Source organism: Streptomyces sediminimaris, from assembly GCF_047049295.1.
GTDB classification, from domain to species: domain Bacteria; phylum Actinomycetota; class Actinomycetes; order Streptomycetales; family Streptomycetaceae; genus Streptomyces; species Streptomyces sediminimaris.
The window spans coordinates 3,450,019-3,474,234 of record NZ_JBJWOT010000001.1; the positions used below are offsets into that span (position 1 = coordinate 3,450,019).

General features: G+C 69.6%; 25 protein-coding genes. 18 read left to right on the forward strand and 7 right to left on the reverse strand.

Features of this window, described 5'->3' with window-relative positions:
* Positions 1-108: 108 nt before the first annotated feature.
* The 4 genes from ACJ9NR_RS15890 to ACJ9NR_RS15905 all read left to right on the forward strand — a co-directional run bounded on the left by ACJ9NR_RS15890 (position 109) and on the right by ACJ9NR_RS15905 (position 5,818).
* The gene (locus ACJ9NR_RS15890) at positions 109-864 is read left to right on the forward strand and encodes a TIGR03089 family protein (RefSeq protein WP_412488217.1); all 756 of its coding nucleotides are present in this window, start codon (positions 109-111) and stop codon (positions 862-864) included.
* Between the two features lie 80 nt (positions 865-944).
* Positions 945-2,147, forward strand: a complete 1,203-nt coding sequence (locus ACJ9NR_RS15895; RefSeq protein WP_412488218.1) for an LCP family protein — start codon at positions 945-947, stop codon at positions 2,145-2,147.
* Between the two features lie 241 nt (positions 2,148-2,388).
* Complete coding sequence (locus ACJ9NR_RS15900) at positions 2,389-4,107, forward strand: LCP family glycopolymer transferase (protein ID WP_412488219.1); 1,719 nt, start codon at positions 2,389-2,391, stop codon at positions 4,105-4,107.
* 76 nt (positions 4,108-4,183) lie between these two features.
* Positions 4,184-5,818 carry an LCP family protein gene (locus tag ACJ9NR_RS15905; RefSeq protein WP_412488220.1) on the forward strand — a complete coding sequence of 545 codons (1,635 nt, stop codon included), beginning with the start codon at positions 4,184-4,186 and terminating at the stop codon, positions 5,816-5,818.
* Positions 5,819-5,985: 167 nt separating this feature from the next.
* Here the strand turns inward: ACJ9NR_RS15905 and ACJ9NR_RS15910 are convergent, their stop codons facing one another.
* Positions 5,986-7,014 carry a glycosyltransferase family 2 protein gene (locus tag ACJ9NR_RS15910; protein ID WP_412488221.1) on the reverse strand — a complete coding sequence of 343 codons (1,029 nt, stop codon included), beginning with the start codon at positions 7,012-7,014 and terminating at the stop codon, positions 5,986-5,988.
* Positions 7,015-7,140: 126 nt separating this feature from the next.
* Here ACJ9NR_RS15910 and ACJ9NR_RS15915 point away from each other — a divergent pair, with 126 nt between their 5' ends.
* Positions 7,141-8,631 carry an LCP family protein gene (locus ACJ9NR_RS15915; RefSeq protein ID WP_491074819.1) on the forward strand — a complete coding sequence of 497 codons (1,491 nt, stop codon included), beginning with the start codon at positions 7,141-7,143 and terminating at the stop codon, positions 8,629-8,631.
* Between the two features lie 45 nt (positions 8,632-8,676).
* Here the strand turns inward: ACJ9NR_RS15915 and ACJ9NR_RS15920 are convergent, their stop codons facing one another.
* The gene (locus ACJ9NR_RS15920; protein ID WP_412488223.1) at positions 8,677-9,234 is read right to left on the reverse strand and encodes an acyl-CoA thioesterase; all 558 of its coding nucleotides are present in this window, start codon (positions 9,232-9,234) and stop codon (positions 8,677-8,679) included.
* A gap of 119 nt (positions 9,235-9,353) precedes the next feature.
* On the opposite strand from ACJ9NR_RS15920, the gene ACJ9NR_RS15925 reads away from it, so the two are divergent.
* Together ACJ9NR_RS15925 and ACJ9NR_RS15930 are read left to right on the forward strand one after the other, a co-directional pair.
* A complete protein-coding gene (locus tag ACJ9NR_RS15925) occupies positions 9,354-10,643 on the forward strand; it encodes an LCP family protein (RefSeq protein ID WP_412488224.1) in 1,290 nt (429 codons plus the stop codon).
* The gene (locus tag ACJ9NR_RS15930) at positions 10,636-11,268 is read left to right on the forward strand and encodes an HAD family hydrolase (RefSeq protein ID WP_412488225.1); all 633 of its coding nucleotides are present in this window, start codon (positions 10,636-10,638) and stop codon (positions 11,266-11,268) included. The genes ACJ9NR_RS15925 and ACJ9NR_RS15930 overlap by 8 nt, the downstream gene beginning before the upstream one ends.
* A gap of 32 nt (positions 11,269-11,300) precedes the next feature.
* On the opposite strand, the gene ACJ9NR_RS15935 is transcribed toward ACJ9NR_RS15930, so the two are convergent.
* Positions 11,301-11,666, reverse strand: a complete 366-nt coding sequence (locus ACJ9NR_RS15935; RefSeq protein WP_412488226.1) for a four-helix bundle copper-binding protein — start codon at positions 11,664-11,666, stop codon at positions 11,301-11,303.
* 541 nt (positions 11,667-12,207) lie between these two features.
* Here ACJ9NR_RS15935 and ACJ9NR_RS15940 point away from each other — a divergent pair.
* The 7 genes from ACJ9NR_RS15940 to ACJ9NR_RS15965 all read left to right on the forward strand — a co-directional run bounded on the left by ACJ9NR_RS15940 (position 12,208) and on the right by ACJ9NR_RS15965 (position 16,345).
* The gene (locus ACJ9NR_RS15940; protein ID WP_030115393.1) at positions 12,208-12,399 is read left to right on the forward strand and encodes a hypothetical protein; all 192 of its coding nucleotides are present in this window, start codon (positions 12,208-12,210) and stop codon (positions 12,397-12,399) included.
* Positions 12,383-12,907, forward strand: a complete 525-nt coding sequence (locus ACJ9NR_RS15945; RefSeq protein ID WP_352141651.1) for a DUF6879 family protein — start codon at positions 12,383-12,385, stop codon at positions 12,905-12,907. Before ACJ9NR_RS15940 ends, ACJ9NR_RS15945 begins: the two co-directional genes overlap by 17 nt.
* Positions 12,883-13,734: a helix-turn-helix domain-containing protein gene (locus ACJ9NR_RS15950; RefSeq protein ID WP_412488227.1), complete on the forward strand. Its 852-nt coding sequence runs from the start codon at positions 12,883-12,885 to the stop codon at positions 13,732-13,734. Before ACJ9NR_RS15945 ends, ACJ9NR_RS15950 begins: the two co-directional genes overlap by 25 nt.
* A gap of 394 nt (positions 13,735-14,128) precedes the next feature.
* Complete coding sequence (locus tag ACJ9NR_RS41745; protein WP_491074820.1) at positions 14,129-14,290, forward strand: DUF7848 domain-containing protein; 162 nt, start codon at positions 14,129-14,131, stop codon at positions 14,288-14,290.
* 95 nt (positions 14,291-14,385) lie between these two features.
* Positions 14,386-14,610, forward strand: a complete 225-nt coding sequence (locus tag ACJ9NR_RS15955; RefSeq protein ID WP_046427928.1) for a DUF397 domain-containing protein — start codon at positions 14,386-14,388, stop codon at positions 14,608-14,610.
* An 80-nt stretch (positions 14,611-14,690) separates the two neighbouring features.
* Complete coding sequence (locus tag ACJ9NR_RS15960) at positions 14,691-15,158, forward strand: hypothetical protein (RefSeq protein WP_412488228.1); 468 nt, start codon at positions 14,691-14,693, stop codon at positions 15,156-15,158.
* Positions 15,159-15,589: 431 nt separating this feature from the next.
* Entirely contained in the window at positions 15,590-16,345 is a 756-nt protein-coding gene (locus ACJ9NR_RS15965) for a class I SAM-dependent methyltransferase (protein WP_412488844.1), read from the forward strand.
* Between the two features lie 500 nt (positions 16,346-16,845).
* Here ACJ9NR_RS15965 and ACJ9NR_RS15970 read toward each other — a convergent pair whose 3' ends face one another.
* Positions 16,846-18,084: an IS256 family transposase gene (locus tag ACJ9NR_RS15970; protein WP_412488845.1), complete on the reverse strand. Its 1,239-nt coding sequence runs from the start codon at positions 18,082-18,084 to the stop codon at positions 16,846-16,848.
* A 203-nt stretch (positions 18,085-18,287) separates the two neighbouring features.
* Here ACJ9NR_RS15970 and ACJ9NR_RS15975 point away from each other — a divergent pair, with 203 nt between their 5' ends.
* Positions 18,288-18,641, forward strand: coding sequence for a tyrosine-type recombinase/integrase (locus ACJ9NR_RS15975; RefSeq protein ID WP_412488846.1), 354 nt, complete (start codon positions 18,288-18,290; stop codon positions 18,639-18,641).
* A gap of 199 nt (positions 18,642-18,840) precedes the next feature.
* On the opposite strand, the gene ACJ9NR_RS15980 is transcribed toward ACJ9NR_RS15975, so the two are convergent.
* Complete coding sequence (locus tag ACJ9NR_RS15980; RefSeq protein WP_412488229.1) at positions 18,841-19,998, reverse strand: acyl-CoA dehydrogenase; 1,158 nt, start codon at positions 19,996-19,998, stop codon at positions 18,841-18,843.
* A 201-nt stretch (positions 19,999-20,199) separates the two neighbouring features.
* On the opposite strand from ACJ9NR_RS15980, the gene ACJ9NR_RS15985 reads away from it, so the two are divergent.
* Positions 20,200-21,543: a UDP-glucose dehydrogenase family protein gene (locus ACJ9NR_RS15985; RefSeq protein WP_412488230.1), complete on the forward strand. Its 1,344-nt coding sequence runs from the start codon at positions 20,200-20,202 to the stop codon at positions 21,541-21,543.
* 112 nt (positions 21,544-21,655) lie between these two features.
* Here ACJ9NR_RS15985 and ACJ9NR_RS15990 read toward each other — a convergent pair whose 3' ends face one another.
* Entirely contained in the window at positions 21,656-22,156 is a 501-nt protein-coding gene (locus ACJ9NR_RS15990) for a CGNR zinc finger domain-containing protein (RefSeq protein WP_412488231.1), read from the reverse strand.
* Between the two features lie 96 nt (positions 22,157-22,252).
* On the opposite strand from ACJ9NR_RS15990, the gene ACJ9NR_RS15995 reads away from it, so the two are divergent.
* Positions 22,253-22,612: a VOC family protein gene (locus tag ACJ9NR_RS15995; RefSeq protein ID WP_412488232.1), complete on the forward strand. Its 360-nt coding sequence runs from the start codon at positions 22,253-22,255 to the stop codon at positions 22,610-22,612.
* 14 nt (positions 22,613-22,626) lie between these two features.
* Positions 22,627-23,016, forward strand: a complete 390-nt coding sequence (locus ACJ9NR_RS16000; RefSeq protein ID WP_412488233.1) for a VOC family protein — start codon at positions 22,627-22,629, stop codon at positions 23,014-23,016.
* A gap of 20 nt (positions 23,017-23,036) precedes the next feature.
* Here the strand turns inward: ACJ9NR_RS16000 and ACJ9NR_RS16005 are convergent, their stop codons facing one another.
* A complete protein-coding gene (locus ACJ9NR_RS16005) occupies positions 23,037-24,143 on the reverse strand; it encodes a dipeptidase (RefSeq protein ID WP_412488234.1) in 1,107 nt (368 codons plus the stop codon).
* Between the last annotated feature and the right edge of the window lie 73 nt (positions 24,144-24,216).

Here is a 24,216-nt window from a genome sequence, read left to right on the forward strand (position 1 = left end):
CAGACATATATGTCCATTTGGGAGTTGACGGCCCGTCGGCTGCCGTTCCCCCGAACCGGTGGCACCGCCGGACGGTGCGGGGCCGGGCGCCCGCGTACCCTTGCGCGGGTGAACGCCACCGACCGCACCCCTGCCGACCTGCTGAGTTCCGCGCTCGCCGCGGACCCCGCGCGCCCCTTGGTGACCTTCTACGACGACGCCACGGGCGAACGCGTCGAACTGTCCGTGGCCACCTTCGCCAATTGGGTGGCCAAGACCGCCAATCTCCTCCAGGGCGACCTGGCCGCCGCGCCCGGCGACCGGGCGGCGCTGCTGCTGCCCGCGCACTGGCAGACGGCCGTGTGGCTGCTGGCGTGTGCGTCGACGGGCGTCGTCGCGGACGTCGACGGGGATCCCGCGGCGGCCGACGTCGTGGTGAGCGGGCCCGACACGCTGGACGCCGCGCGGGCCTGCAGAGGTGAGCGTGTCGCCCTCGCCCTGCGGCCGTTGGGCGGGCGGTTCCCGCAACCCCCGCCGGACTTCGCCGACTACGCCGCGGAAGTGCCGGGCCAGGGAGACCGGTTCGCGCCGTTGGCGCCGGTGGATCCCGATGAGCCGGCGCTGATCGTGGCCGGGCGGGAGTTCAGCGGGGCGGAGGTCGTCGAGCGGGCGGTCGCGGAGGCGGCGGAGCTCGGGCTGACGGGACCGGGCGCGCGCATCCTGTCCGGGCTGCCCTACGACACGTGGGAAGGGCTGAACGCGGGGCTGTACGGGCCGCTCGCCGCCGGCGGGTCGGTGGTCCTGTGCCGGCACCTGGAGCGGGCGGGCGAGGAGACGGTGGCCGCGCGGATCGAGAGCGAGCGGGTGTCGGTGGTGCGCCGCTGAGCCGCGGTCACCCGAACGGGTCAGCAACAGCCCGCTCGCGGGCCGCCTCCGCGGCATGGTCGTAGGACCGGCGCGTTCCTATGCCACGAGGGGTGGAGCGGCACGTGAAAGGGCTGAGACGACCGCGGCGACCGCGCCGGCGGCGATGGCTGAGGTACGGGGGACTCGCCGTCGCCGTGCTGGCCGCCGGGGCCGCGGGGGGCGGGTGGGTGCTGTACATGAAGCTGGACGGCAACATCACGCCCGACGAGGCCGCCGCCCGTGAGCTCGCCCGGTACGAGAAGGAGCGGCCCACGTCGCTCGTCAAGGGCGCGCAGAACATCCTGGTGATCGGCTCGGACTCGCGCTCCGGCGACGGCAACTCCCGCTACGGGCGCGACTCGGGGACCCAGCGCTCCGACACCACGATCCTGCTGCACCTGTCCGCGGGACGGCACAGCGCCACCGCGGTCTCCCTGCCCCGCGACCTCATGGTGGACGTGCCCTCCTGCCTGCGCGCCGACGGCACCCGCTCCGAACCGGCGTTCACGATGTTCAACCACGCGTTCGAGACGGGCGGTTCGGCCTGCACCATCCGGACGGTGGAGAAGCTCACGGACATCCGCGTCGACCATCACGTCGTCATCGACTTCCACGGCTTCAAGAAGATGGTCGACGCGGTCGACGGTGTCCGGGTCTGCCTGAAGGAGCCGATCGACGACGAGGCGGCCGGGCTGAGGCTGCCCGCGGGACGGGTCACGCTCGACGGCGAACAGGCCCTCGGCTACGTCCGCGCCCGCAAGAGCCTCGGCGACGGCAGCGACACCGGCCGGATGGAACGCCAGCAGCGATTCCTCGGGGCGCTCGTCACCAAGGTGCGGAGCAATGGCGTACTGCTGAATCCGGTGAAGCTCTATCCCGTGCTGGACGCCGCCACGTCGTCCCTCACCGCAGACCCGGGTCTGGCGAGTCTGCGCGGTCTGTACGAACTCGTGCGCGGACTGCGCGACATCCCCGCGGAAGACGTGCAATTCCTCACGGTTCCGCGCGAGTCGTACGCCTACGACGCAAATCGCGACCAACTCGTGGAACCCGGGGCGGAAAAACTGTTCGAACGGCTGCGTACGGACGCGCCATTGGCCGTCGCGAAGGGCGCCCCGCCGGATTCCGACGCGAAGAGTCGCAATGCAACCACGAAGGGCGACGAGCACTCCACCGGAAAGCCGCCCGCCCGGCCCGGGACGTCCGTTTCGCCCGCCCCAACGTTCAGCGGGAACACCGCGTCCGAGGACGGCTGCACGTAAAGCGAACACCAAGACGACGAACAGCCACCCCAAGAAATCTCAAGGAAATGGGCAGATTGCCCACTTGTAGGGACGTGGAATTTGTCACCGACGTCGCTCGGCATTGAACTGGGCGGATAGTGTGAGCGATCCGGTGCACCCAACCACGACGTCTTCCTGGAGCCGTGCACTGCGAGACCGAGACCCGAGCGCCTTTGAGGGGGAAGGCGCCGCGTGGCCCAGACGGAGGATTCGGACAACCGTGGACGCGCAAAGCCGTGGGCGGGCGGACAACGTCGATCCCGCAGACCAGTGGGTGCTCAATCCGAACACCGGTGAATACGAACTGCGACTGACTCCTTCCGCACCGCGATCGACGGTTCCCGGACCTCGCAGATCCGCCCCACGCGGCGGCGACGGGGCACGGTCGCGCACCACGGCCCCGCGGGCCCCCGGGCGCGACGTGCCGCCCCAGCGGCGGCGGCGCGCGACGCCCGACGGGCCGGCGCCGGGCCGGCGCGGCCGCCGTCCGGCGAAGAAGTCGAAGGCGAAGAAGATCCTGATGTGGACCGGCGGGAGCATGGCGTTCGTGCTGCTCGCCGTGGCCGGCGGTGCCTACCTCTACATCAAGCACCTCAACGACAACATCACCTCCGTCTCCGACGACGGCGCGAGCACCGGTGGCTTCAGCAAGGGCAAGGCGATCAACATCCTGCTGATCGGCACCGACAAGCGCACGGGCAAGGGCAACACGAAGTACGGCGACGCGGGCAGCGTCGGCCACGCGGACACCACGATCCTGCTGCACGTCTCCAAGGACCGTTCCAACGCGACCGCGTTGAGCATCCCGCGCGACCTGATCACCGACATCCCGGACTGCCCGACCCAGCAGGCGGACGGCACCGAGAAGGTCATCCCGGGCACCAGCGGCGTCCGCTTCAACACCAGCCTCGGCCAGGACGGCCGTACGCCCAGCTGCACCGCGCGCACGGTCACGGAGCTGACCGGCATCAAGCCGGACAACTTCATGGTCGCCGACTTCAACGCGGTCAAGACGCTGACCACGGCGGTCGGCGGGGTCGACGTGTGCCTCGGCAAGGACATCAACGACCCGGACTCGCACCTGAACCTGAAGAAGGGCATGCGGCACATCCAGGGCGAGACGGCCCTGGCCTTCGTCCGCACCCGGCACGCGGTCGGCTTCGGCGGCGATCTGAGCCGGATCACGCTGCAGCAGCAGTTCCTCAGCGCCCTGATGCGCAAACTCAAGTCGAACGACACGCTCACCAACCCGGCGAAGATGGTGAAGGTGGCCGAGGCGGGCACCAAGGCGCTGACCGTCGACTCCAACCTCGACAGCATCGGCAAGCTGAAGGACCTCGGCCTGGAGCTGGGCAAGCTCAACCCCAAGAATCTGACGTTCACCACCGTGCCGGTGGTCGACAACCCGGCCGAGAAGGTGAAGGCGACCGTCGTCCTCAACGAGACGAAGGCCCCGCAGGTCTTCCAGGCCATCAAGAACGACGTGTCCTTCACCGCGGTGAAGCAGGAGAAGAAGAAGGAGGCGGCCGCCGTGGCGGCCCGTCTGAAGGGCACCAAGTCCGCCGCGTCCGATGTGCGCGTGCGGATCCTCAACGGCGGCGCGGCGGCCGGCAGCGCGCAGGCGGAGCTGGAGTACCTGCAGAACAAGGCGGGCGTGAACAAGTCCGAGAACGCCGGCAACGCGGACACCGAGGTCAGCAGGACGACGCTCGAGTACGCCCCGGACCAGGCCGACCAGGCACGCCGGCTGGCCGACATCATGGGCCTGTCCGGCTCGGCGCTGAAGCCCGGCAAGAGCGTGATCAACGCGCAGGGCCTGCCGACGATGACCCTGACCCTGGGCAAGGACTTCGAGACCGCGGGCGAGCCCCTCACCGCGGCGACCAAGGCGCCGGACGTCGACAAGTCCACGGCGGACAAGGTTCAGTGCGCCAAGTGACCTAATGGGCCTGTCGTGCGTCTAACAGGACGCATGGCAGGCCCATTTGTCGGCGCAAGGGTGGGGAGGACGGGGGATGACGCGGAGCGGTGTGCGCAGAGCGGCACCTCGACCGGACGTTCGGCGCGGTCCGGACGGCGAGGGCACGGCGCGGGAGGGGGCGGGAAGCGGCACGGGCGGCGGACGCCGCCGGCCAGGGCCGCGGCGCAAGCACCGGGTGCTCAGATGGTCCGCGACGACGCTCGCGGTACTGATACTCGGCACGGCCGGTGCCGGATACCTGTACTACCGGCACCTGAACGCCAACATCCAGAAGGGCGAGCGCAGCAGCGGGGACTCCAAGGCGCGCAGGGCCAGGCCGAACGCGGCCGGGCAGACGCCGCTGAACATCCTGCTCATCGGCTCCGACAGCCGCAGCTCGGACGAGAACGTGAAGCTCGGCGGCGGCAGGAACGACCGCGGCAACCCGCCGCTCGGTGACGTGCAGATGCTCATCCACCTCTCCGCGGACCGCAAGAGCGCCGCGATGGTCAGCATCCCGCGGGACACCCGGGTCGACATCCCCCGGTGCACCGACCCGCACACCGGCAGGGTCTACCCGGCGACCAACGACATCATCAACACCTCACTGGCCCGCGGTGGGGCCGGCTGCACGCTGGCCACCTGGGAGAACCTCACCGGGGTCTACATCGACCACTGGATGACGATCGACTTCGCCGGTGTGGTGCGGATGGCCGACGCCATCGGCGGGGTCGACGTCTGCGTCAAGCAGAACGTGTGGGACCACCCGACGGCCGCCGTGCCCGGCGGCTCCGGCCTGAAGATGAGGGCCGGGACCAGGAAGGTCAAGGGCAAGCAGGCGCTGCAGTGGCTGCGGACGCGGCACGCCTGGGGAAGCGACCCGATGCGGGCCCGGGCGCAGCACATGTACCTGAACTCGATGCTCCGCACGCTGAAGAAGCAGAACGTCTTCACGGACACCGGCCGGCTGACCGACCTGGCCGAGGCGGCCACGAAGTCCCTGAAGGTCTCCGAGGAGATCGGCTCCGTGAAGAAGCTCTACGACCTCGGGATGCAGCTGAAGTCGGTGCCCACGGACCGCATCACGTCGCTGACCATGCCGCACGTCGAGGACCCCGCGAACGCCAACCACCTCCTGCCGGACCGCGCCGGCGCCGAGAAGGTGTGGCAGATGCTCCGCGACGACGTGCCCTTCGACGGCAAGGGCAAGGGACCGGGCGGCAGCAACGGGAAGCAGGGCAAGGCACCGAAGGAGGCGACGAAGGCCCCCTCGGCGCCGGACGCCGAGATCGGCGTGCTGGTGCAGAACGCCACCGGCACCTCCACCCTGGCCCCGGTCCCCGGCCGCGCGGGCGCCGTCGCCCGGGAGCTCGTGCGCAAGGGGTTCGCCAGGGCGTCCAAGGACATGACGGCGGGGCTCACCGAGGACAGGACCGTCGTGCGCTACCCGAGCGCCGAGTTGGAGGGCGACGCCCAGCGGGTCGCCAAGTCGCTCGGGGTGCCGCTGAGTTCGGTGCGGCGGTCGACGGATGTCTCCGGAGTCACGCTCGTCGTCGGCGCCGACTGGCGCACCGGCACGTCGTACCGGCAGTCCGAACCCGGGGACGGCGGCCTGCCGAGCGGTGCCGACTCGATCAACGGCTCGGACAGCGGCCAGTGCATGGACGTGTACGCGCCCTACCGCTGGTAGGGGCGGCCGCCCGGTGCGGGCACCGGGACGGGCGCCCGTACGGGCAGGGGTGGCAGGGCGGCGCGGGCCGGTGTGCGCGGGCAGGGACCGGCGGCTGCACGCACACCGGCCCGGACCACACCCGGTGGTCCGGGCCGGCACGGGGATCGGCCCCCCGTCCCCGGTGCTCAGTCGGAGGCGAGCACCGCGGGGCGGCGGGAGGCCATGACCTTCTTCGCCAGGGCCCTGGGGCTGGTCAGGAACCCCCAGCCCCAGGACATGTGCATGGTCGCCAGCGCCACGGGTATCCACAGGCGCGCCTTCGGCGGCAGGCCCTTGCCCGCCGGCAGGGAGCCGAGCACGATCGCCGCGAGGTAGGCGCCGGGGACGACCAGGCCCCACGGGGTCAGCGCCGCGCCCACCACGAGACCGGCGGCGATCGCGCAGAGTGCCGTCGGCGGCGCGAGGTAGCGCAGGTTGATGGAGCCCTCGTGGTAGCGGGCGACGACGTGCCGCCAGCGGCCGTAGTCCTTGTACTGCTTGGCCAGCGCCCGCACGCTCGGCCGCGGCCGGTACGACACCCGCAGCTCCGGCGAGAACCAGATCAGCCCGCCGGCCTCGCGGATGCGGAAGTTCAGCTCCCAGTCCTGGGCGCGGACGAACTCCTCGTTGTACCCGCCCTGCTGCTCCAGCGCCGCGCGCCGGAACACCCCGAGGTAGACCGTCTCGGCCTCGCCCGCGGCGCCCCCGGTGTGGAAGGCGGCGTTGCCGACCCCGATCCTGGAGGTCATGGCGGCGGCGACGGCGTGCTCCCAGTCGTTCTCGCCCTCGGCGTGCATGATGCCGCCGACGTTCTGCGCGCCGGTCTCCTCCAGGAGCCGCACGGCGGTCGCGATGTAGTCGGGCGAGAGCATGCCGTGGCCGTCGACGCGGACGACGACCGGATGGCGGGAGGCCTTGATCGCGGCGTTCAGGGCGGCCGGGGTGCGCCCGGTCGGGTTCGGCACGGTGTGCACGCGCGGGTCGTCTCGTACGAGCTCGGCGGCGATCTCGTCCGTGCGGTCCGTGGACGGACCGAGGGCGATCACGACCTCCATCTCGCCGGCGTACTCCTGCGCGAGGATCGCTTGGACGGCTCCGCGCAGATGCCGCTCCTCGTTGAGGACGGGCATGATCACAGACACGGCGGGGAGCTGCACGTCGGGGTTGGCGTTCATCGCCCGTTACGTTACCGCGAACGGGGGACACCTTCGCGCCCCGCCGGGGCGGTGGCCCGGGCCACAGATCGTATGGGCCTACGGTGCTCACGATCCCACGTACGGCCGACGCCGGAGGTGTCCCCCTTGCCCACGCAGCCTCGGTCCGCCGCGCCCGCCCGTCCGCAGCGCCGCACCCAGCCGCCCCGCGCCCCGCACCAGCGCGGGCCCCGGCCTCCCGTACGGCGGAAGAAGCCGCGCTGGGCCATGCGTGCGGCGATGACCCTCTCCGTCGTGGTCCTCGCCTCGGCGGGGATCGGGCACGCGGTCGTCAGCAGCCTCGACGCGGGCATCGCGCGCGTCGATCCCTTCAAGGACATGAAGAACCGCCCGCGGGCGGGCCACGGCATGAACGTCCTGCTGGTCGGGACCGACGGCCGCGACCGGATCAGCGACGAGGAGCGGCGCCGGTACCACCTGGGCGGCGCCCCCTGCCACTGCACCGACACGATGATGATCGTGCACATCTCGGAGGACCGGGAGCGGGCGAGCGTGGTGAGCCTGCCGCGCGACTCCTACGCCACGACGCCCGCGTACGTCGACGAGCGGACCGGGAAGCGGGTCCCCGGCCACCCGATCAAACTCAACGCGGCGTACGCGGAGGGTGGCCCGAACCTCACCGTCAGGACCGTCGAGGACATGACCCACGTCAAGATCGACCACTATCTGGAGGTCGACTTCACGAGCTTCATGCGGACCGTGGACGTGCTCGGCGGGGTGCGGATCTGCACGGCCACGCCGCTGAAGGACTCCTACACCGGGCTCGACCTGCCCGCCGGGACGCACCGGCTCACGGGCGGACAGGCCCTTCAGTACGTCCGCGCCCGCCATGTCGACGGGGCCTCCGACCTCGGCCGGATGAAGCGCCAGCAGCGCTTCCTGGCGGCGCTGGTCGACCGGGCCACCTCCTCCGGGATCCTGCTGAACCCGATGAAGTTCCGGGACGTGACGCGGGCGGTACTGGGGTCGGTGCGTGCCGACAAGGGCTTCGGCACGGACGAGCTGCTCGACCTCGGGCGGGCGATGCGCAACTTCTCCCCCTCGTCCTCCGAGTTCACGACCGTGCCCATCGGCCAGATGAAATACGTGGTGAAGGGGCTCGGCGAGACGCTGAAGTGGGACACCGCCAAGGCCGACCGCCTCTTCGCGTCCCTGCGCGACGACAAGCCCCTGGCGGCGCACCACGCGCACCCCGCGCGGCCCGCTCCCGTGGCGGTCGAGGTGGCCCCGCGGCAGATCCGGGTCCAGGTCGAGAACGGCACGGCCACCGAAGGGCTCGGGCGGCGCGTCGACGCGGCCCTGGCGGCCACCGGCTTCCGCACGACGGGGGCGCCGACGAACGCCGACGACCGCACCCAGAAGCGGACGGTCGTCGCCTACGACCCCGGCTGGGACCGCTCCGCGGCGTCACTGGCCGCCGCGCTGCCCGGCAGCGAGCTCAAGCCGGTGAAGGGGCTCGGGCCGACGCTGAAGGTGATCGTCGGCGCCGACTTCAAGCAGGTGCGCCAGGTGCGGGCGCGGGACGGCTACCTCGGGCAGTCCGGGGTGGTGACCGGAGACCAGGTGGCATGCTCGTGACGCCGCCGAGCGGGCCGGCGGCGCCCTGAAGGGGCGCGGCGGCGCTCAGTCGTCCAGGCCCTCGGCCGTGCGCTTCTCACGCAGGTCCAGGATCGCCCGCCGCCTCGCCAGCCGGTGGGTGCGGCGGATCTGGGCCTCCTGGTAGCGGCGCCGGTCCTTCTCCGTCTCGGGGCGCACCGGCGGCACCGGGCGCGGCTTGCCGTCGGCGTCCACGGCGGCGAAGACCAGATAGGCGGAGCCGACCTGGGTGGGCGGGGCGGACTCGTTCCAGCGCTCCGCGAGCACCCGTACGCCGACCTCCATGGAGGTCCGGCCGGTCCAGTTGACCTGGGCCTTCACATGGACGAGGTCCCCGACCCGGACCGGCTCCAGGAACGCCATCTCGTCCATGGAGGCGGTGACGGCGGGCCCGCCGCTGTGCCGGCCGGCCACCGCGCCCGCCGCGTCGTCCACCAGCTTCATGATCACGCCGCCGTGCACGGTGCCCAGCAGGTTGGTGTCGTTGTGGGTCATGATGTGGCTGAGCGTGGTCCGGGACGCCGAGGTGGGCTTGGCCGGGATCTCCGCAGTCTCCGCTGCCACGGCGGGGGCCTGGTCTGTCATGGCCTCCACCCTATGCCGACGTGACATCTGCGGACTTTGTGTTGGGTTCGCAACAGCCGTGCCCTGATTTTCCTACGACCCTTGTGAAGGACCTGGCCGCTGCCTGCACACTGGGGCCCATGAACGATTGGCCCGAGGCATGGTCCGACGACAACCGCAACCGGTACGGACGCGGCAGCGCCAGCGCACAGCCCGAGGGCGCGCGGGCGATGCGGCAGGTCCGCCGGCCCGCCTCGGGCCCGTACGGGGGCCCCGGCCCGTCCGCACCGCCCCACGGCGGGCGGGTGCCCCAGCAGCCCACGTACGTCGACGGCCAGGGACACGGCGGCGGCTACGACGGCTACGACAGCGACTACAACACCGGCCACGTCTACGGCGCGCACGGCGGCGGGCCGGGCGGTCCGGGTGACCCGGGCGGCTACCGGCCGCGGCCGAACTGGCGGCGCCGTGTCAAGTGGACCGCGATCACCCTGGTGACGGTGCTGGTCGTGACGTCGGTCGGCACGTACTTCTGGGCCGACTCCAAGCTGCACCGCGACGTCGACCTGTCCAAGGTCATCGATCGGCCGTCGGCGGGGGACGGCACGAACTACCTGATCGTCGGCTCCGACAGCCGCGCCGGACTGAGCGCGGCGCAGAAGAAGCAGCTGCACACCGGTTCCGCCGAGGGCAAGCGGACCGACTCGATGATGATCCTGCACGTCGGCTCCAGCGGCGACACGCTGATCTCGCTGCCGCGCGACTCGAACGTGACGATCCCCTCGTACAAGGGGTCGGCCTCCGGCAAGACCTACCCGAACACCGGCCGGCAGACGAAGCTGAACGCGGCGTACGCGGAGGACGGCCCCACGCTGCTCGTGCGGACCATCGAATACAACATGGGCCTGCACATCGACCACTACGTGGAGATCGGCTTCGCCGGCTTCGCGAAGATCGTGGACGCGGTGGGCGGCGTGACGATCGACATCGACAAGGGCTTCAAGGACAAGTACTCGGGCGCCGACTTCAAGGCGGGCAAGCAGACCCTCAACGGCGACGAGGCCCTGGCCTTCGTCCGCACCCGGCACGCCTTCGCCGCCTCCGACCTGCAGCGCACCAAGAACCAGCAGAAGTTCCTCTCCGCGCTGGCGCACCAGGTGGCGACCCCCTCGACGGTCCTGAACCCGTTCAAGCTGTACCCGACGCTGGGCGCGGGCCTGGACTCCCTCACCGTCGACAAGGACATGAGCCTGTGGGACCTGGCGTCGATGTTCTGGGCGATGAAGGGCGTCAGCGGCGGGGACGGCACGTCGATGAACATGCCGATCTCCGGGTCCACCGGCGGCAACCTCCTCTGGGACAAGGCGAAGGTCAAGACGCTGGTGAACGAGCTGAACAACGACCAGAAGGTCACGGTCTCGAGTGAGTGACGGCAGCGGCCGCAGACCGCCCTACGGGGCGGTTCTGTGCGACGTGGACAATGTGATCCGGACCTTCGACTCCTCCCGCCTCCGGGCGCTGGAGCGGGTCGCGGGGATCGCCGAGGGCACCACCGCCAAGGTGGCGTTCGCGCGGGAGACGGTGCTGCCGCTGCTGCTGGGCGAGATCACCTCGCAGGAGTGGGCGGAGGCGATCGCGGAAGGGCTCGCCGGACTCGTGCCCGAACCGCAGACCGCGTACGACCTGGCCCTGGCCCTGCTGGAGACCCCCTTCCACGCGGACGACGAGGTCGTGGCCCTGCTGCGGCGCGCCCGCGTCCGGGTGCCGCTGGTCCTCGTCTCGAACGCGGCCCTGGAGCTGGAGGCCGACCTGGACTCCATGGGGCTGAGCGATCTCGCCGACCACGTCGTCAACAGCGCCCGCGTCGGGCTCGCCAAGCCGGACCCGCGGATCCTCCGCATGGCGGCGGAGCTGGCGGGCACGCTGCCCGAGCGCTGTCTGTTCGTCGACGACGGCGAGGAGAACGTCGAGGCGGCCGCCGCACTGGGCATGCGGGCCGTGCACTTCCGCGGACCGGCCGACCTGGAGCGGGCGCTGGAGCCGCTGTTCGACTGAGAGCCGGCCCGCGGACGCGGGCCGGGCGGTGCTCACATCGTGGCGCCCGCCATCGCGCGGCACATCCCGGCGCAGCGGCGGCAGGCCTCCGCGCAGCGCGCCATCTGCGGGTCGTCCGGCATGGACATGCACGCCTCGGCGCACATGTCGCACGCCTTGGCGCACAGCCCGCACATCTCGGCCGACATCGGCGAGCGGCGCATCAGCATGTCCGCGCACATCCGGGTGGTCTCGGAGCAGTCGATGAGCGCGCGCATGATCTGCATCTGGGCCTGACCGCCCATGCTCTGCATGCAGGAGCTCATGGTCTCCTCGCACACGCTGTGGCAGGTCATGCAGGCCTCGACGCACTCCTGCGTCTCCTTGCTCATGGCGCTCATGGGTCCGGTCTGGGTCATGGCTCCTCCTGCGAGGAAGAGGGTCCGGGGTGGGCCCGTGCCCTTCCGTCCTACGCCCGCCCGGCACCGGGCGCCATGGGGCGGACGCGAACAATCCGCCACGAATGTCTCGTCGCCGGAGCGGCAGGAGCCCCCGGAATCCCTCCGGGGGCTCTCCGCCCGGGAGCCGGCCGGGCTCCCGGGCAGGCGGGTCACGGCAGGTCGCGGGTCACGGCAGGTTGCGCGCCATGACGATGCGCTGGACCTGGTTCGTGCCCTCGTAGATCTGCGTGCTTTACAGGTCATACGACCCTGACCTGCACGAAGACTCCTCCTGGAGAGGGCCTCCCCAGCATTTCCCCATGATCGTCAACAGTCTGTGCAGGCCCGAGGCGCGCTGGAGGCCCTGCCGCCAGTCGCGCGGTATACGAGCAGGCCCGACGCAAGTTACGCGGTTTCCCGTTCCGTCAACCGTGATCGCTTGACCGGTGCGCACAGCCCTCGGGAGCATCAACCCAGAGGCGGGGTACTGGCAGCGGCACGGGAGAGGGGAACCCAGACCATGAAGGTCACCAAGCTGGTCAGCACGTGCGACATCAAGGACTGCCCGACGATCTACGCCACGGATCGCGGCACCTTCCTGGTACAGGGCGAGACGCCGACCGACCACGGGCTTCAGATTCCCGCGCACGAAACCCTGGTCGAGATCCCGATGGAACTGATCCAGAAGGCCATCCGTGACAACCTCATCTAGGACCCTCGGCGACCTCTTCGAGGCATTCGAACGCGAGGCATTCCGGCTGGAGACCCTGGATGACTACAGCAAGTCCGGGAGCGTCGACGCCTATCAGGCATTCCTGGCCGGGGAGCCACAGCCAGACGACTACAACGCAGGCTGGATCGAAGAACTACGCTCGCACACCGAGAAGGGGAAGCGGGTATACCGGGTCCATATCCTGTCCCGCCCGCTCACGGACTATCTCAGGTTCGAACTCGGCTGGGGCTACCACAAGAATGTGAGCGGGGGTGAAGAGTTCTTCATCCTCGACATCACCGACAAACCCAACCCCCTGGAGAACGTTCCGGATTTCTGGTTCTTCGACTCCGAATCCGTGGCCGTGATGAACTACGACGGAAGCGGAAAGTACCTGGGATCGGAAGTGCTACCGCCGGAACGAACAGCGGAATTCACACGGTACCGTGATGCGGCTCTCGCGCACGCGGAACCGTTCACCGAATGGTGGGCGAAGTACGGGACGTGAACAAAGCACAGCTTGGAGCCGCGCTGCGGGCGCTGCGAGTGGCATCCGGCAAGGAAGCCAAAGCGGTGGCCCGCAGCGCCCTCATGTCTCCGTCCAAGCTGTCCAAGATCGAGAATGCGAAGCTGGCACCCAGCGCGACGGACGTAGAGCGCATCCTGACCGCCATCGGTGTCTCGGACGAGGTCAAAGCGGAGTACGCGGAAGCCGCACGCGCGTCAGCGACGGAAGCGACGGCGTGGCGCCTGCTCAAGCGAATCGGGGTCCACAAGGGCCAGCAGGCCGCCAAGGCTCTGGAAGCCCAGATGTCTGTACTGCGGCTGTTTCAACCCGCGCTCGTTCCGGGCCTGCTCCAGACGCCCGAGTACATCAGGGCCATTCTGCAACGGCACAATCTGAGTGAAGACGCACTCACGCGAACGATCAATGGGCGACTCGAACGGCAAGCGGTTCTCTACGACAACGCAAAGTCGCTCCGGTTCATCATCACCGAACCTGTTCTGCGCTGGCGCATCGTGCGACCGCAGATGATGGCCGCTCAGCTTGATCGCATCGTCTCCATTTCGCGGCTCTCCCACGTGGACATCCGGATAGTCCCTCTGCGAATTCAGCAACATGACATCGCAAATCATGCCTTCGTCATCCGTGACGACCGCATGGTGACGGTTGAAACCGTCCATGCCGAAGTCGTCGTTACGGACCCGCGAGATGTGAGTCTCTACGTTGATAAGTTCGAAGGATTCGCGCGAGCCGCGCTGGCCGGCGACGAAATGCGGGATCTGATCGAAAGCATCCGCAACGACTTTTTGCGGGAACAGGAAACAGGCTAGAGGCGCAATCGTGGGCCGCCGAAGATGGGGGCCATGGTGAGCGACAGCAAGGCGCATAGGACCGAAGCGGCTGATCATCTGGGCAGCAGTGAGGCCCGACAGTTCCTCTCCCGTCTCTCCGGAGCGTTCGGTGTCGGCGGCGTGCTCATGGTGCAGACGAGCGACCCTGGCCCCGAAGGCGCCGACCTGGCGCCGAGTTCGGCTTTGCGCTGGCCTCGGTGTGAGTGCGGGAGCCCGAAGTGTCCTGACTACAAGCCCCCGCCGAATAGCCCGTCAGCGGGACTGAGCGGCAGAGTCGCCGCAGCCAACGCGCGGAGCCGTAGGGGTGGGCTGTGAGCGTCAGAGCGGCTATGCGGTACGTCATGCACCGGATCATCGAGCATCCCGACACGGAGTGACGTGCGAGGCCGAGTGTCTGCACTGCGGTTGGAAGGCGACTCCCGCCGATGACTCGGCCTCCGTCGACGTGGAGTGCATGAGCCACACGGGCCGGTCCGGGCACGCCGGTTTCCGGCGCATCCGGACCTCGTTCGCCATGGTCGTTCGCGCCGAGTGAGACACCGCCCCTGCGGTGGAATCCCTGAACTCCCGCCCGGTATGGGCGGCGACGGTCAGTCATGGCCGTGATCAGTTGAGCAGGAAGGTGCAGTGATGCTGGACGGAAGTGATCTGTACGCGCTCGACATCAACGGGGCGTCGTTCGTGAAGGCGTGCGGCGGCCCCTGCACCGAAGGGTGCGTGACCCTGGCGCGGATCGGTGACGACGCCTGGGCCCTGGGTGACAGCAAGCGGCCGGACGCCCAACCGCTGCGGTTCACCACGGAGGAACTGGACGCGGCCGGCATCGACCCGGCGCGCTTCGGCCTGAACGTCTGAGCCTCCCCCTCCCGCCAGCCGGGCCGGGTCCTCCTGTCCCTGGTCCGGCCCGGCTGGCACTCCTCGGAACGGAACGACTGGTGCACCACCATGGCTATCTATGGACCGGCCCGAAAGAGCGTTTTGACAATGAGGCCCTGCGGCGACCTCCACATCCTGAGCCGCCCCCGGCCGGAAGCAGGCCAGAACTGATCCAGCGTTACCGGGAGGTCGCAGCGGAGTTCCCGACCGTCGACCTGCCGCCCCTTGAAACGGCGTACTGGCTGATCAAGCCCCGTTCCATCGTTCGTGGCACATGGGAGGAAGCCAAGGAGGCTGCAACCTGGCTCGGTGAGCGGCTGGCCGAGTACGCGCCCCGGTTCGCGGCGGAACGGGACCGAGACACCACCCGCCTGGCCCGACTGGTGGTCGCTGCTGCCGAACACCTGTACTCGGGCGCTGATGTGTCGTACGGCTTCTATCTGGAACGTCTCTCGTATCTGTCCCTGGCAGTGGTGACGTGCTCCCCGAATCGTGCGCTTCCTGGAGCGGCCTGCCCAGTCGCGTAGTCGAAACAACGAAAGGCCCCGTCCGAATGGACGGGGCCTGCTTGGTTTGCCTAGAGCAGGGCAAGGAAGGGATTCGTGTCCCCGAGCGGTTCCGGTCGCTTCGGTTCCGGCGCAGGCTTGGGTGCTGGTCGGTAAGCGTCAAGCTGGACAACCGTTGCGCGGTTCTGTTCACGCTCCGCGCTGGCCGACTGCAGCTCCGCGTGACGGGAAGTGTCCCGGTTCCTGTTGCTGTCCGTGCTGGCCGGCTGCGGCGCAGAGTTACCTCACGAACAACTTCTCAGCTAACCAACCGATGACATCCACTCAGACGGACGACTGACAACCCATAAACACCGTCAGAGCCATCCTTGCGAAAACCATTGGTGCCCGGCCTGCTCCGCTGATGAACTGACGTCCTGCCGTGAGTCTGCCGCGTGACGGAGGTAGTAGTTGTGACGGGTTATAACGCGCTTGCCGAGGTGTACGAGTGGCTCATCTCGGATGCAAAGCTGGCTCCAGCCGAGTTCGCTGCGTCGTTCGATGACGTCCTCAGTCTCCTGCCGTCGAACGCTCACGTCCTCGACTGTTCGTGCGGAACCGGACAGTTGGCGGTTGGCCTCGCCGGTCGCGGCATGCAGGTTGTCGCAACTGACGCCAGCGAAACGATGGTTCGTCGGACTGAAGAGTTGTCTGAGGAGTTCGGAGCATCCGTCCGGGCCGTACGGGCGAACTGGGAAGAGTTGCCCGACCATTTCCAGGACAACACGTTCGACATGGTGTTCTGCGTTGGCAACTCGCTGCACCATGCCGTGGGCGCGAGAGGCAGGGTTGCTGCTCTGGAGTCGATGTCACGGCTTCTGAGTCCCGGCGGGCGCTTGGTACTCACCTCCCGTACTTGGGAACTCGTGAGGGCCAGAGGTTCCCGGCTGGACATCAGTGACCGACTCGTCCGCCGGAACGGTCGCGATGCCGTCGTGGTCTACCGCTGGGAGATTGCGCCGCATTGGGAGGAGGAGCACCATATCGAGATTGCGATCGCGCAAGTTGATGCGACCGGGTTGGTTCTTGTCCGCTCGGAACTGCTGTCCTGCTGGCCCTACCGGTACGAGGAACTCGAAGTCGAGTTGCACCGGGTCGGACTCCAGATGGAACTGAGCACGTTCGATCTGGAGGCCGAGAACTACATGGTGGTCGCGAGCAAGGTATAAACACCGGACTCTCAGTCCCTGCCCGGACCGCGCGGTTGCTCGCAAAATGCTTGCGCCCTCTCATCGGTGCGGTTTCACCACGTACTCGCTCACCAGGGCACCCATCCAGCCGGTGTAGACGTCGACTGGCGCCACCTGCCAGATGCCGGACGAAGCCCCCGGAAGTGGTTCCGAGGGCTGACTTTGTTTGCTGGAGCAGTGCGCGGAACGGGTTCTCTTCGAGCGGTTCGGGCCGCTCGGCCACGGAAACCGGTGGGCGAACCGACCGCTTCGGTTCCGGCGCAGGCTCCGGGGCACGGTTCGGCTCCGGACGGTAGGCGTCCAGGCGGACCACGGTGGGCCGCTGCGCCTCCCGATCTGCTGCGGCCGGCATGGGGGCGGAAGAATGGGAAACCGGTTCTGACTCGGACTCGGAATCGTCACCGCGGAGTGTGAAAACGGTGGCCGGCCGACCCGTCTTGCCTGACCGTTGATCGTGCCCCTTGTCGTGGTGTTGCGGATCAACTGGCGGTTGTGTTGGTGGTGTTGGGTAGCGCGGGGGCGCTTTCGGGGCGTTCGCGGTAGACCTCGTCCATGCTGCTTTCGGGCAGGTAGCGGCGGGGGAAAGCGATCCATTCGTCATGCATCTCGAAGAGCACGGCGGTGACCAGCCGCAAGAGCGCGTCGTCGTTGGGGAAGACCTGGACGACGTCGGTGCGGTGCTTGATCTCCAGGTTGATCCGTTCCAGCGGGTTGGTCGACTGGATCTTCTTCCAGTGCCTCGGTGGGAAGTTCGCGAACGCGGTCAGATCCTCCTTCGCGTCCAGGAGCATGCCCCTGACCCTGGGAAACTGGGTGCCGAGCATGTCGGCGACGGTGTCGAGTCGGGCGCGCACCAGCTCGGCGGTGGGCTGGGTGAAGATGGTGCGGATGGTCGCGGCGACCATTTCGCCGGAGTCCCGGTCGATCACGTTGAAGACGTTTCGCAGGAAATGGACACGACAACGCTGCCAGGCGGCGCCGAGCATGACCTTGCGGACCGCGGCGACCAGGCCGGAGTGCTGGTCGGTGACGACCAGGCGGACCCCGGGCAGGCCGCGTTCGCGCAGCGAGCGCAAAAACTCCTTCCAGAACGCCTCGCTCTCGCTGTCTCCGACCATCAGCCCGAGGACCTCGCGGTTGCCGTCCTCGGTGATGCCGGTGGCGACCACGACGGCCCGCGAGACGATCTGGTGGTTCACCCGCGCCTTGCAGTAGGTCGCGTCCAGATAGACGTAGGGGAAGCGGACATGATCCAGCGGGCGGGTGCGGAACGCGGTCAGCGGTTCGTCCAGCGCCGCGCAGATCCGTGAGACCTCCGACTTCGAGATGCCGCTGTCCCCGCCCAGGGCTTTGACCAGGTCGTCCACGCTGCGGGTGGACACGCCGTGCACGTATGCCTCCATGATGACGGCGTAGAGAGCCTGGCCGATGCGGCGCCGGCGCTCCAGCAGGGACGGGAAGAAGCTACCGGTGCGGACTTTGGGGATCTCCAGGTCCAGATCGCCGGCCAGCGTGGTCAGCACCTTCTCCCGGTGCCCGTTGCGGATGGTGGTCCGCGTCGGCGTGTGCTCGTTCCACTCCGCGCCGATGTGGGCACTGGCTTCGGCCTCGATCAGCTCCTGCACCATCCGCTCCGCGATGGCGTGGATCAGCTCGATTCCGTCGGTCGAACGTAGTGACTCAAGCAGCCGTATCAGCTCGGACTGGGACAGGGCCATCGCGCACTCCTCGTGGTTGAACTGGGCGTTCACCAAAGAGAGTTACGCGGTGGCCCACCCCCTGTTCAGGGAGCGGCACTCACCCGTGGAAGTGCGCCCCGGGCAAACGCCCGCGCACTCCCAGCCGCTGATCCGCAACACCACGACGAGGGACACCATCCGTCCCTCTCCCGCCGAACGTCGCCTTCGAGCTTCGGAGGCACATCAAGAACCACGGCGTATGGGGACCGGAGCGGCTTCTCTTCCCCAACGTGACGCGGACCGGCTATCTCTACGCGTCGTACTTCTACCCGAAGATCTGGATGGAGGCTCTGGGCAAGGGACAGGTGAAGTACTGCAAGGCGCACTCACTCCGGCACTACTACGGGTCGCGACTGCTGTACGCCGGAGTCCCCGAGAACGACGTGGCCGACTGGATGGGCCACAGCAGTACGGACGTGCTGAGGGAGCACTACCACTACATCTTCGAAGGGGCCGAGCAGCGTGGCCGGGCGGCCATCGCGACGATGTTGACGCCCGGCGCCGACGACCCGACGGAGGCATCAGAGGTCGCCTGATCCGCGTACGACGACAGCCCCCAGCGTCGCGCCGGGGGCTGTGTTGTTTGTGCAGGTCAGTGGCCATTTTCAGCCCGGCATCCGCCCAGGATTCCCCCAGCATGACGCCCAGGAACAGCCCTGATCGGGCCGCAACGGGCAGAAAGCCGAGAGTGCCCCTCCGAAGCTTCGAAACAGCCCCTGACCTGCAAAAATCCCGCTAGGGAAGGTTCCTTGCCATCACGATCCGCTGGACTTGGTTCGTGCCCTCATAGATCTGCGTGATCTTGGCGTCGCGCATCATGCGCTCCACCGGGTAGTCACGGGTGTAGCCGTAGCCGCCGAGGAGCTGCACGGCGTCCGTGGTGACCTCCATCGCCACGTCCGAGGCGAAGCACTTGGCGGCCGCGCCCTGGAAGGTGAGGTCCTTGTCGCCGCGCTCGGAGGCGGCCGCGGCCTGGTAGGTCAGGGCGCGGGCGGCCGAGATCTTCATGGCCATGTCGGCGAGCATGAACTGGATGCCCTGGAAGTCGGCGATCGGCTTGCCGAACTGCTTGCGCTCCTGGACGTAGCCCTTGGCGTAGTCGAGGGCGCCCTGGGCGACGCCGAGGGCCTGGGCGGCGATGGTGATGCGGGTGTGGTCGAGGGTCTTCATCGCCGTGGCGAAGCCGGTGCCCTCCTCGCCGATCATGCGGTCGGCCGGGATGCGGACGTTGTCGAAATAGACCTCGCGGGTGGGCGAGCCCTTGATGCCGAGCTTCTTCTCCGGGGCGCCGAAGGAGACGCCCTCGTCGGACTTCTCGACGACGAAGGCCGAGATGCCCCTGGAGCGCTTGGCGGGGTCGGTCACCGCCATGACGGTGTAGTACTCGGAGACGCCGGCGTTGGTGATCCAGCGCTTGACGCCGTTGAGGATCCAGTGGTCGCCGTCGCGCACGGCCTTGGTCTTCATGCCGGCCGCGTCCGATCCGGCGTCCGGCTCGGAGAGGCAGTAGGAGAACATGCCCTCGCCCTTGGCCAGCGGGGTCATGTAGCGCTTCTTCAGCTCCTCGGAGCCGGAGAGGATCACGGGCAGGGAGCCCAGCTTGTTCACGGCCGGGATCAGGGACGAGGAGACGCACACGCGCGCCACCTCCTCGATCACGATCACGGTGGCGAGCGCGTCCGCGCCCGCGCCGCCGTACTCCTCGGGCACGTGCACGGCGTGCAGGTCGTTCGCGACCAGCGCGTCCAGCGCCTCCTGCGGGAAGCGGGCCTCCTCGTCCACCGCGGCCGCGTACGGCGCGATCTTCGCCTCGGCCAGTGAACGGATCGCGTCGCGGAGCATGTCGTGCTCCTCGGACGGGCGGTACAGGTCGAAGTCAGCCGATCCGGCCAAGGTCTCTCACGCTCCAAGGACGCTTGATGACGAACGGTGGTGATGGCGCTAATTACCGTTAAGTAACTCAAATTTTAGGGGGCGGCCCACGGGAGTGATACGTGAGCTTGGCGACAGCGGGAGAGCTGCCCGCCGAAGGGCCCCGGCACGCCCCGGATATGCTCGGGCCCGCAGCGATCACCGTCCCGTACTGGAGCCCCCATGAGCCTCAAGATCACCGTGATCGGCACCGGCTACCTCGGCGCCACGCACGCCGCGGCCATGGCCGAGCTGGGCTTCGAGGTGCTCGCTCTGGACGTCGTGCGGGAGAAGATCGACAAGCTCCGGCGGGCCGAGGCCCCGATGTTCGAGCCCGGCCTGGAGGAACTGCTGCGCAAGCACGTCGCCGGGCTGGAGGGCTCCAGCGGGCGGCTGCGGTTCACCCAGGACTGGGCGGAGGTCGGCTCCTTCGGCGACGTGCACTTCGTCTGCGTGAACACCCCGCAGAAGCACGGCGAGTACGCCTGCGACATGTCCCACGTCGACGCCGCGATCGCCTCCCTCGCCCCGCACCTGGCCGGCCCGGCCCTGGTCGTCGGCAAGTCCACCGTGCCGGTCGGCTCCGCGGACCGGCTCGCCGCCTACCTCGCCGAGCACGCGCCCGCCGGGCAGGACGCCGAGCTGGCCTGGAACCCGGAGTTCCTGCGCGAGGGCTTCGCCGTCGACGACACCCTGCACCCCGACCGGATCGTGGCCGGCGTGCGCAGCGCGCGGGCGGAGAGGCTGCTGCGGGAGGTGTACGCGACGCCGCTGTCGGAGGGGACGCCGTTCGTCGTCACCGACTTCCCGACCGCCGAGCTGGTGAAGACCTCGGCGAACTCCTTCCTCGCCACCAAGATCTCCTTCATCAACGCCATGGCGGAGATGTGCGAGGCGTCCGGCGGCGACGTGGCCAAGCTCGCCGAGGCGATCGGGCACGACGACCGGATCGGCAAGAAGTTCCTGCGGGCCGGCATCGGCTTCGGCGGCGGCTGCCTGCCCAAGGACATCCGGGCGTTCATGGCGCGCGCCGGTGAGCTCGGCGCCGACCAGGCGCTGACCTTCCTGCGCGAGATCGACTCGATCAACATGCGCCAGCGCGGGCAGATGGTGGAGCTGGCGCGGCAGGCGCTGGGCGGCGGTCCCTTCCTGGGCAAGCGGGTCGCGGTGCTCGGCGCCACCTTCAAGCCGGACTCCGACGACGTGCGCGACTCCCCCGCGCTGAACGTCGCCGGGCAGATCCACCTCCAGGGCGGCCAGGTGACCGTCTACGACCCCAAGGGCATGGACAACGCCCGCCGGGTCTTCCCGACGCTCGGCTACGCCGACTCCGCGATCGAGGCGGTGCGCGGCGCCGACGTCGTGCTGCACCTCACGGAGTGGCGGGAGTTCCGCGAGCTGGACCCGGCGGAGCTCGGCGCGGTCGCGGCGGAGCGGGTGATCCTGGACGGGCGCAACTCCCTGGACCCGCAGCTGTGGCGCAAGGCCGGCTGGACGTACCGCGCGATGGGCCGCCCGACGGCCTGATCCCCCGCACCGGCCCCGCGGGCAGGGCGACGCCGGTTCGGCCGAGGCTCAGTCGGCCGAACCGGCGTCCTGTCGCATTCTGCACCACCGGCCCGTGGCCCCGCGGCGGAAACTACTTGGCGCGGTAGCGGCGCATCTTGGCGCGTGCCCCGCACACCTGCATCGAGCACCAGCGGCCGCGGCCGGCCGGGCTGCGGTCGTAGTACGCCCAGTGGCAGGTGGCGGCCTCGCAGGCCTTCAGCCGGGCCCAGGTGCCCTCCACCAGCGCGTCGGCCACGGCGGCCGCGACGCGGGAGACCAGGGGGCCGCGGTCCGCGGGGGCCAGGGCGGCCGTGCCGTCCCGTTCGTCGACCGTGACCACCAGCGGAGCCCCGGCCAGCAGCCGCCCGAGCGGGGTCACCGCGCGGTGCGGCGGGTGGCCGGCGTGGGCGAGCAGGGTCGCGCGCAGCGACTCGCGCAGTTCGCGTGCCTGCTCCACCTCGTGCTGGGCGAGACCGAAGCGCGCCCGCCCCTCCGCCGTGTCCAGCGCGTCGCTGCCCGACTCCAGGTCCACCGTGTTCACCAGGGACTCGACCAGAGCCAGCGCGCCGGGCGCGGCCGATCTCTCACTCATGCTTGCGACGTTACCCCCCATGCGGGAGTATGCAGTAACCGTTACCGGTTACCGGGTTCTTCGGGTAACCGGACTCCGACCATCCGAGGAGGACCCATGGCTCTCGCCGAGCTGGGTGCCGTCGTCCTGGACTGTCCCGACCCGGGCGCGCTGGCCGCCTTCTACGCCGAGGTGCTGGGCGGCACCGTCGAGGGCGAGGGGGACTGGGTGGACCTGAAGCCGCCCGGCGGACCGGCCCTGGCCTTCCAGGCCGCCCCCGGGTTCGTGGCCCCGCGCTGGCCCGCGCCCGGCCACTCGCAGCAGTTCCACCTGGACCTGACCGTCGAGGACCTCGACGCGGCCGAGGCGGGCGTGCTGGCGCTCGGCGCGAAGCCGCTGGACACCGGCGACCGCACCCGCACCTTCCGGGTTTACGCGGATCCGGCCGGGCACCCGTTCTGTCTCTGCGCCTGCTGAACCGGGAGGAACCCATGTCTGTGGCCCGTTTCCGCTCCGTCGTCCTCGACTGCCCCGACCCGCGCGCGCTCGCCGGGTTCTACGCCGAGGTCGGCGGCGGCACCCCGCAGGCCGAGGACGACGACTGGGTCGTGCTCCAGGTCCCGGACGGACCCCGGCTGGCGTTCCAGCGGGCCGAGGGCTTCACACCGCCCGAGTGGCCGCGCGCCGACCGCAACTCGCAGCAGTTCCACATCGACTTCGACGCCGGGTCGACGTGGGAGGAGATGGACGCGGCACACGAGAAGGTGCTGCGGCTGGGGGCCCGGCCGCTGGATCTGCAGGACCGCGAGAAGAAGGACTTCCAGGTGTACGCCGACCCGGCCGGGCATCCCTTCTGCCTGTGCCGGATCGACCGGCCGTAGCGGCCGTGCGGCGGGCCGGGTCAGCCGTCGAGGTCCGCGATCCGCGCGGTCGACGGCTCCCGGCGCTGCTGCGCCGCACGCGCCGTGAAGTCGGCGCTGCGCAGCACCCGCTGGACGTTGCCCCAGGTCAGCAGGGCGATGTCGGCCTCGGACCAGCCGCGGTGCAGCAATTCGGCGATGAGGTGCGGATAGCGCGAGGGCTCACCGAGGTCCTGGGGGTGCGCGGTGCCGGCGTCGTAGCTGCCGGACAGGCCGACGCACTCCGGCCCCGCGACCTCCCGCACATGGTCGAGGTGGTCGGCCACGGCCCGCACGGACGGGCCCGTCTGCTCCGGCGTGAGCGGCACCATGCACAGGCCCCCGGCCGCGCCCAGCCCGGCGAGCAGGTCGTCGGGCAGGTTCGACGGGTGGGGGCGCAGAGCCAGGGCGGCGGAGCGGGTGAACAGGACCGGTGCCCGGGAGACCCGCAGGACGCGCCGGACGGTGTCCGCGGAGGCGCCGGAGAGGTCGGCGAGGACACCGAGCCGGTTCATCTCGCGCACCACCTCCTCACCGAACCGGGTGAGCCCCCTCTCGCCCGCCCAGGACACCCCGGACAGGGTCAGGACGCGCAGGCCCAGGCCGTGCAGGGCGCGCAGGATGCCGAGCGAGTCGCCGAGGGCGGCGGCCCCGGCGGGGCCGAGCAGCACCGCGACCCGGCCGCAGAGGCGGGCGTCGGTGGCCTGGCCCGCGGTGCACACCAGGCGCAGGCCCTCGGGGTGGGTGCGCACGACGGTGTTCACCAGGTCCAGCTGCTCCAGCGTCGAGCCGACGGCCGCGTCCCCGGCGATGCCCTCCGGCAGGTGCAGCGACCAGAACAGCGCGCCCACGTGGCCCTGGCGCAGCCGCGGCAGGTCCGTGTCGACGGAGCTCTCGCCGAGCTCCAGGTCGTACCAGGGCAGGCGTCTGAGGGCCCACGGCAGCCCGCTGTAGCCGTCGGCGACGGGATGCGCGGTGAGGACCGCGCGGGCCCGCTCCAGCTCGGCGGTGTCCGGCTCGCGGGCGGACGTGCGGGAGGCGTCCTCGAAGGGGTCCGGCACCCCGTCGAGTCCGCTGGTGCTGTGCAGTTCGTCCTGGAGGTCTGCCATGGCGGCTCCGTACGTGGTGTCCGTCCCGTGGGGGTACGGCCACCGTCGCACGGGAGCGCGCCGGGCTTCCTGA

What these genes read in the sequence shown, in the direction of transcription:
- ACJ9NR_RS15895 (WP_412488218.1), top strand. Translation starts at nt 945, where the DNA reads ATGCCACGAGGGGTGGAGCGGCACGTGAAAGGGCTGAGACGACCGCGG.
- ACJ9NR_RS15905 (WP_412488220.1), top strand. Translation starts at nt 4,184, where the DNA reads ATGACGCGGAGCGGTGTGCGCAGAGCGGCACCTCGACCGGACGTTCGG.
- ACJ9NR_RS15910 (WP_412488221.1), bottom strand. Translation starts at nt 7,014, where the DNA reads ATGAACGCCAACCCCGACGTGCAGCTCCCCGCCGTGTCTGTGATCATG.
- ACJ9NR_RS15920 (WP_412488223.1), bottom strand. Translation starts at nt 9,234, where the DNA reads ATGACAGACCAGGCCCCCGCCGTGGCAGCGGAGACTGCGGAGATCCCG.
- ACJ9NR_RS15925 (WP_412488224.1), top strand. Translation starts at nt 9,354, where the DNA reads ATGAACGATTGGCCCGAGGCATGGTCCGACGACAACCGCAACCGGTAC.
- ACJ9NR_RS15935 (WP_412488226.1), bottom strand. Translation starts at nt 11,666, where the DNA reads ATGACCCAGACCGGACCCATGAGCGCCATGAGCAAGGAGACGCAGGAG.
- ACJ9NR_RS15940 (WP_030115393.1), top strand. Translation starts at nt 12,208, where the DNA reads ATGAAGGTCACCAAGCTGGTCAGCACGTGCGACATCAAGGACTGCCCG.
- ACJ9NR_RS15950 (WP_412488227.1), top strand. Translation starts at nt 12,883, where the DNA reads ATGGTGGGCGAAGTACGGGACGTGAACAAAGCACAGCTTGGAGCCGCG.
- ACJ9NR_RS15955 (WP_046427928.1), top strand. Translation starts at nt 14,386, where the DNA reads ATGCTGGACGGAAGTGATCTGTACGCGCTCGACATCAACGGGGCGTCG.
- ACJ9NR_RS15970 (WP_412488845.1), bottom strand. Translation starts at nt 18,084, where the DNA reads ATGGCCCTGTCCCAGTCCGAGCTGATACGGCTGCTTGAGTCACTACGT.
- ACJ9NR_RS15985 (WP_412488230.1), top strand. Translation starts at nt 20,200, where the DNA reads ATGAGCCTCAAGATCACCGTGATCGGCACCGGCTACCTCGGCGCCACG.
- ACJ9NR_RS15990 (WP_412488231.1), bottom strand. Translation starts at nt 22,156, where the DNA reads ATGAGTGAGAGATCGGCCGCGCCCGGCGCGCTGGCTCTGGTCGAGTCC.
- ACJ9NR_RS15995 (WP_412488232.1), top strand. Translation starts at nt 22,253, where the DNA reads ATGGCTCTCGCCGAGCTGGGTGCCGTCGTCCTGGACTGTCCCGACCCG.
- ACJ9NR_RS16000 (WP_412488233.1), top strand. Translation starts at nt 22,627, where the DNA reads ATGTCTGTGGCCCGTTTCCGCTCCGTCGTCCTCGACTGCCCCGACCCG.
- ACJ9NR_RS16005 (WP_412488234.1), bottom strand. Translation starts at nt 24,143, where the DNA reads ATGGCAGACCTCCAGGACGAACTGCACAGCACCAGCGGACTCGACGGG.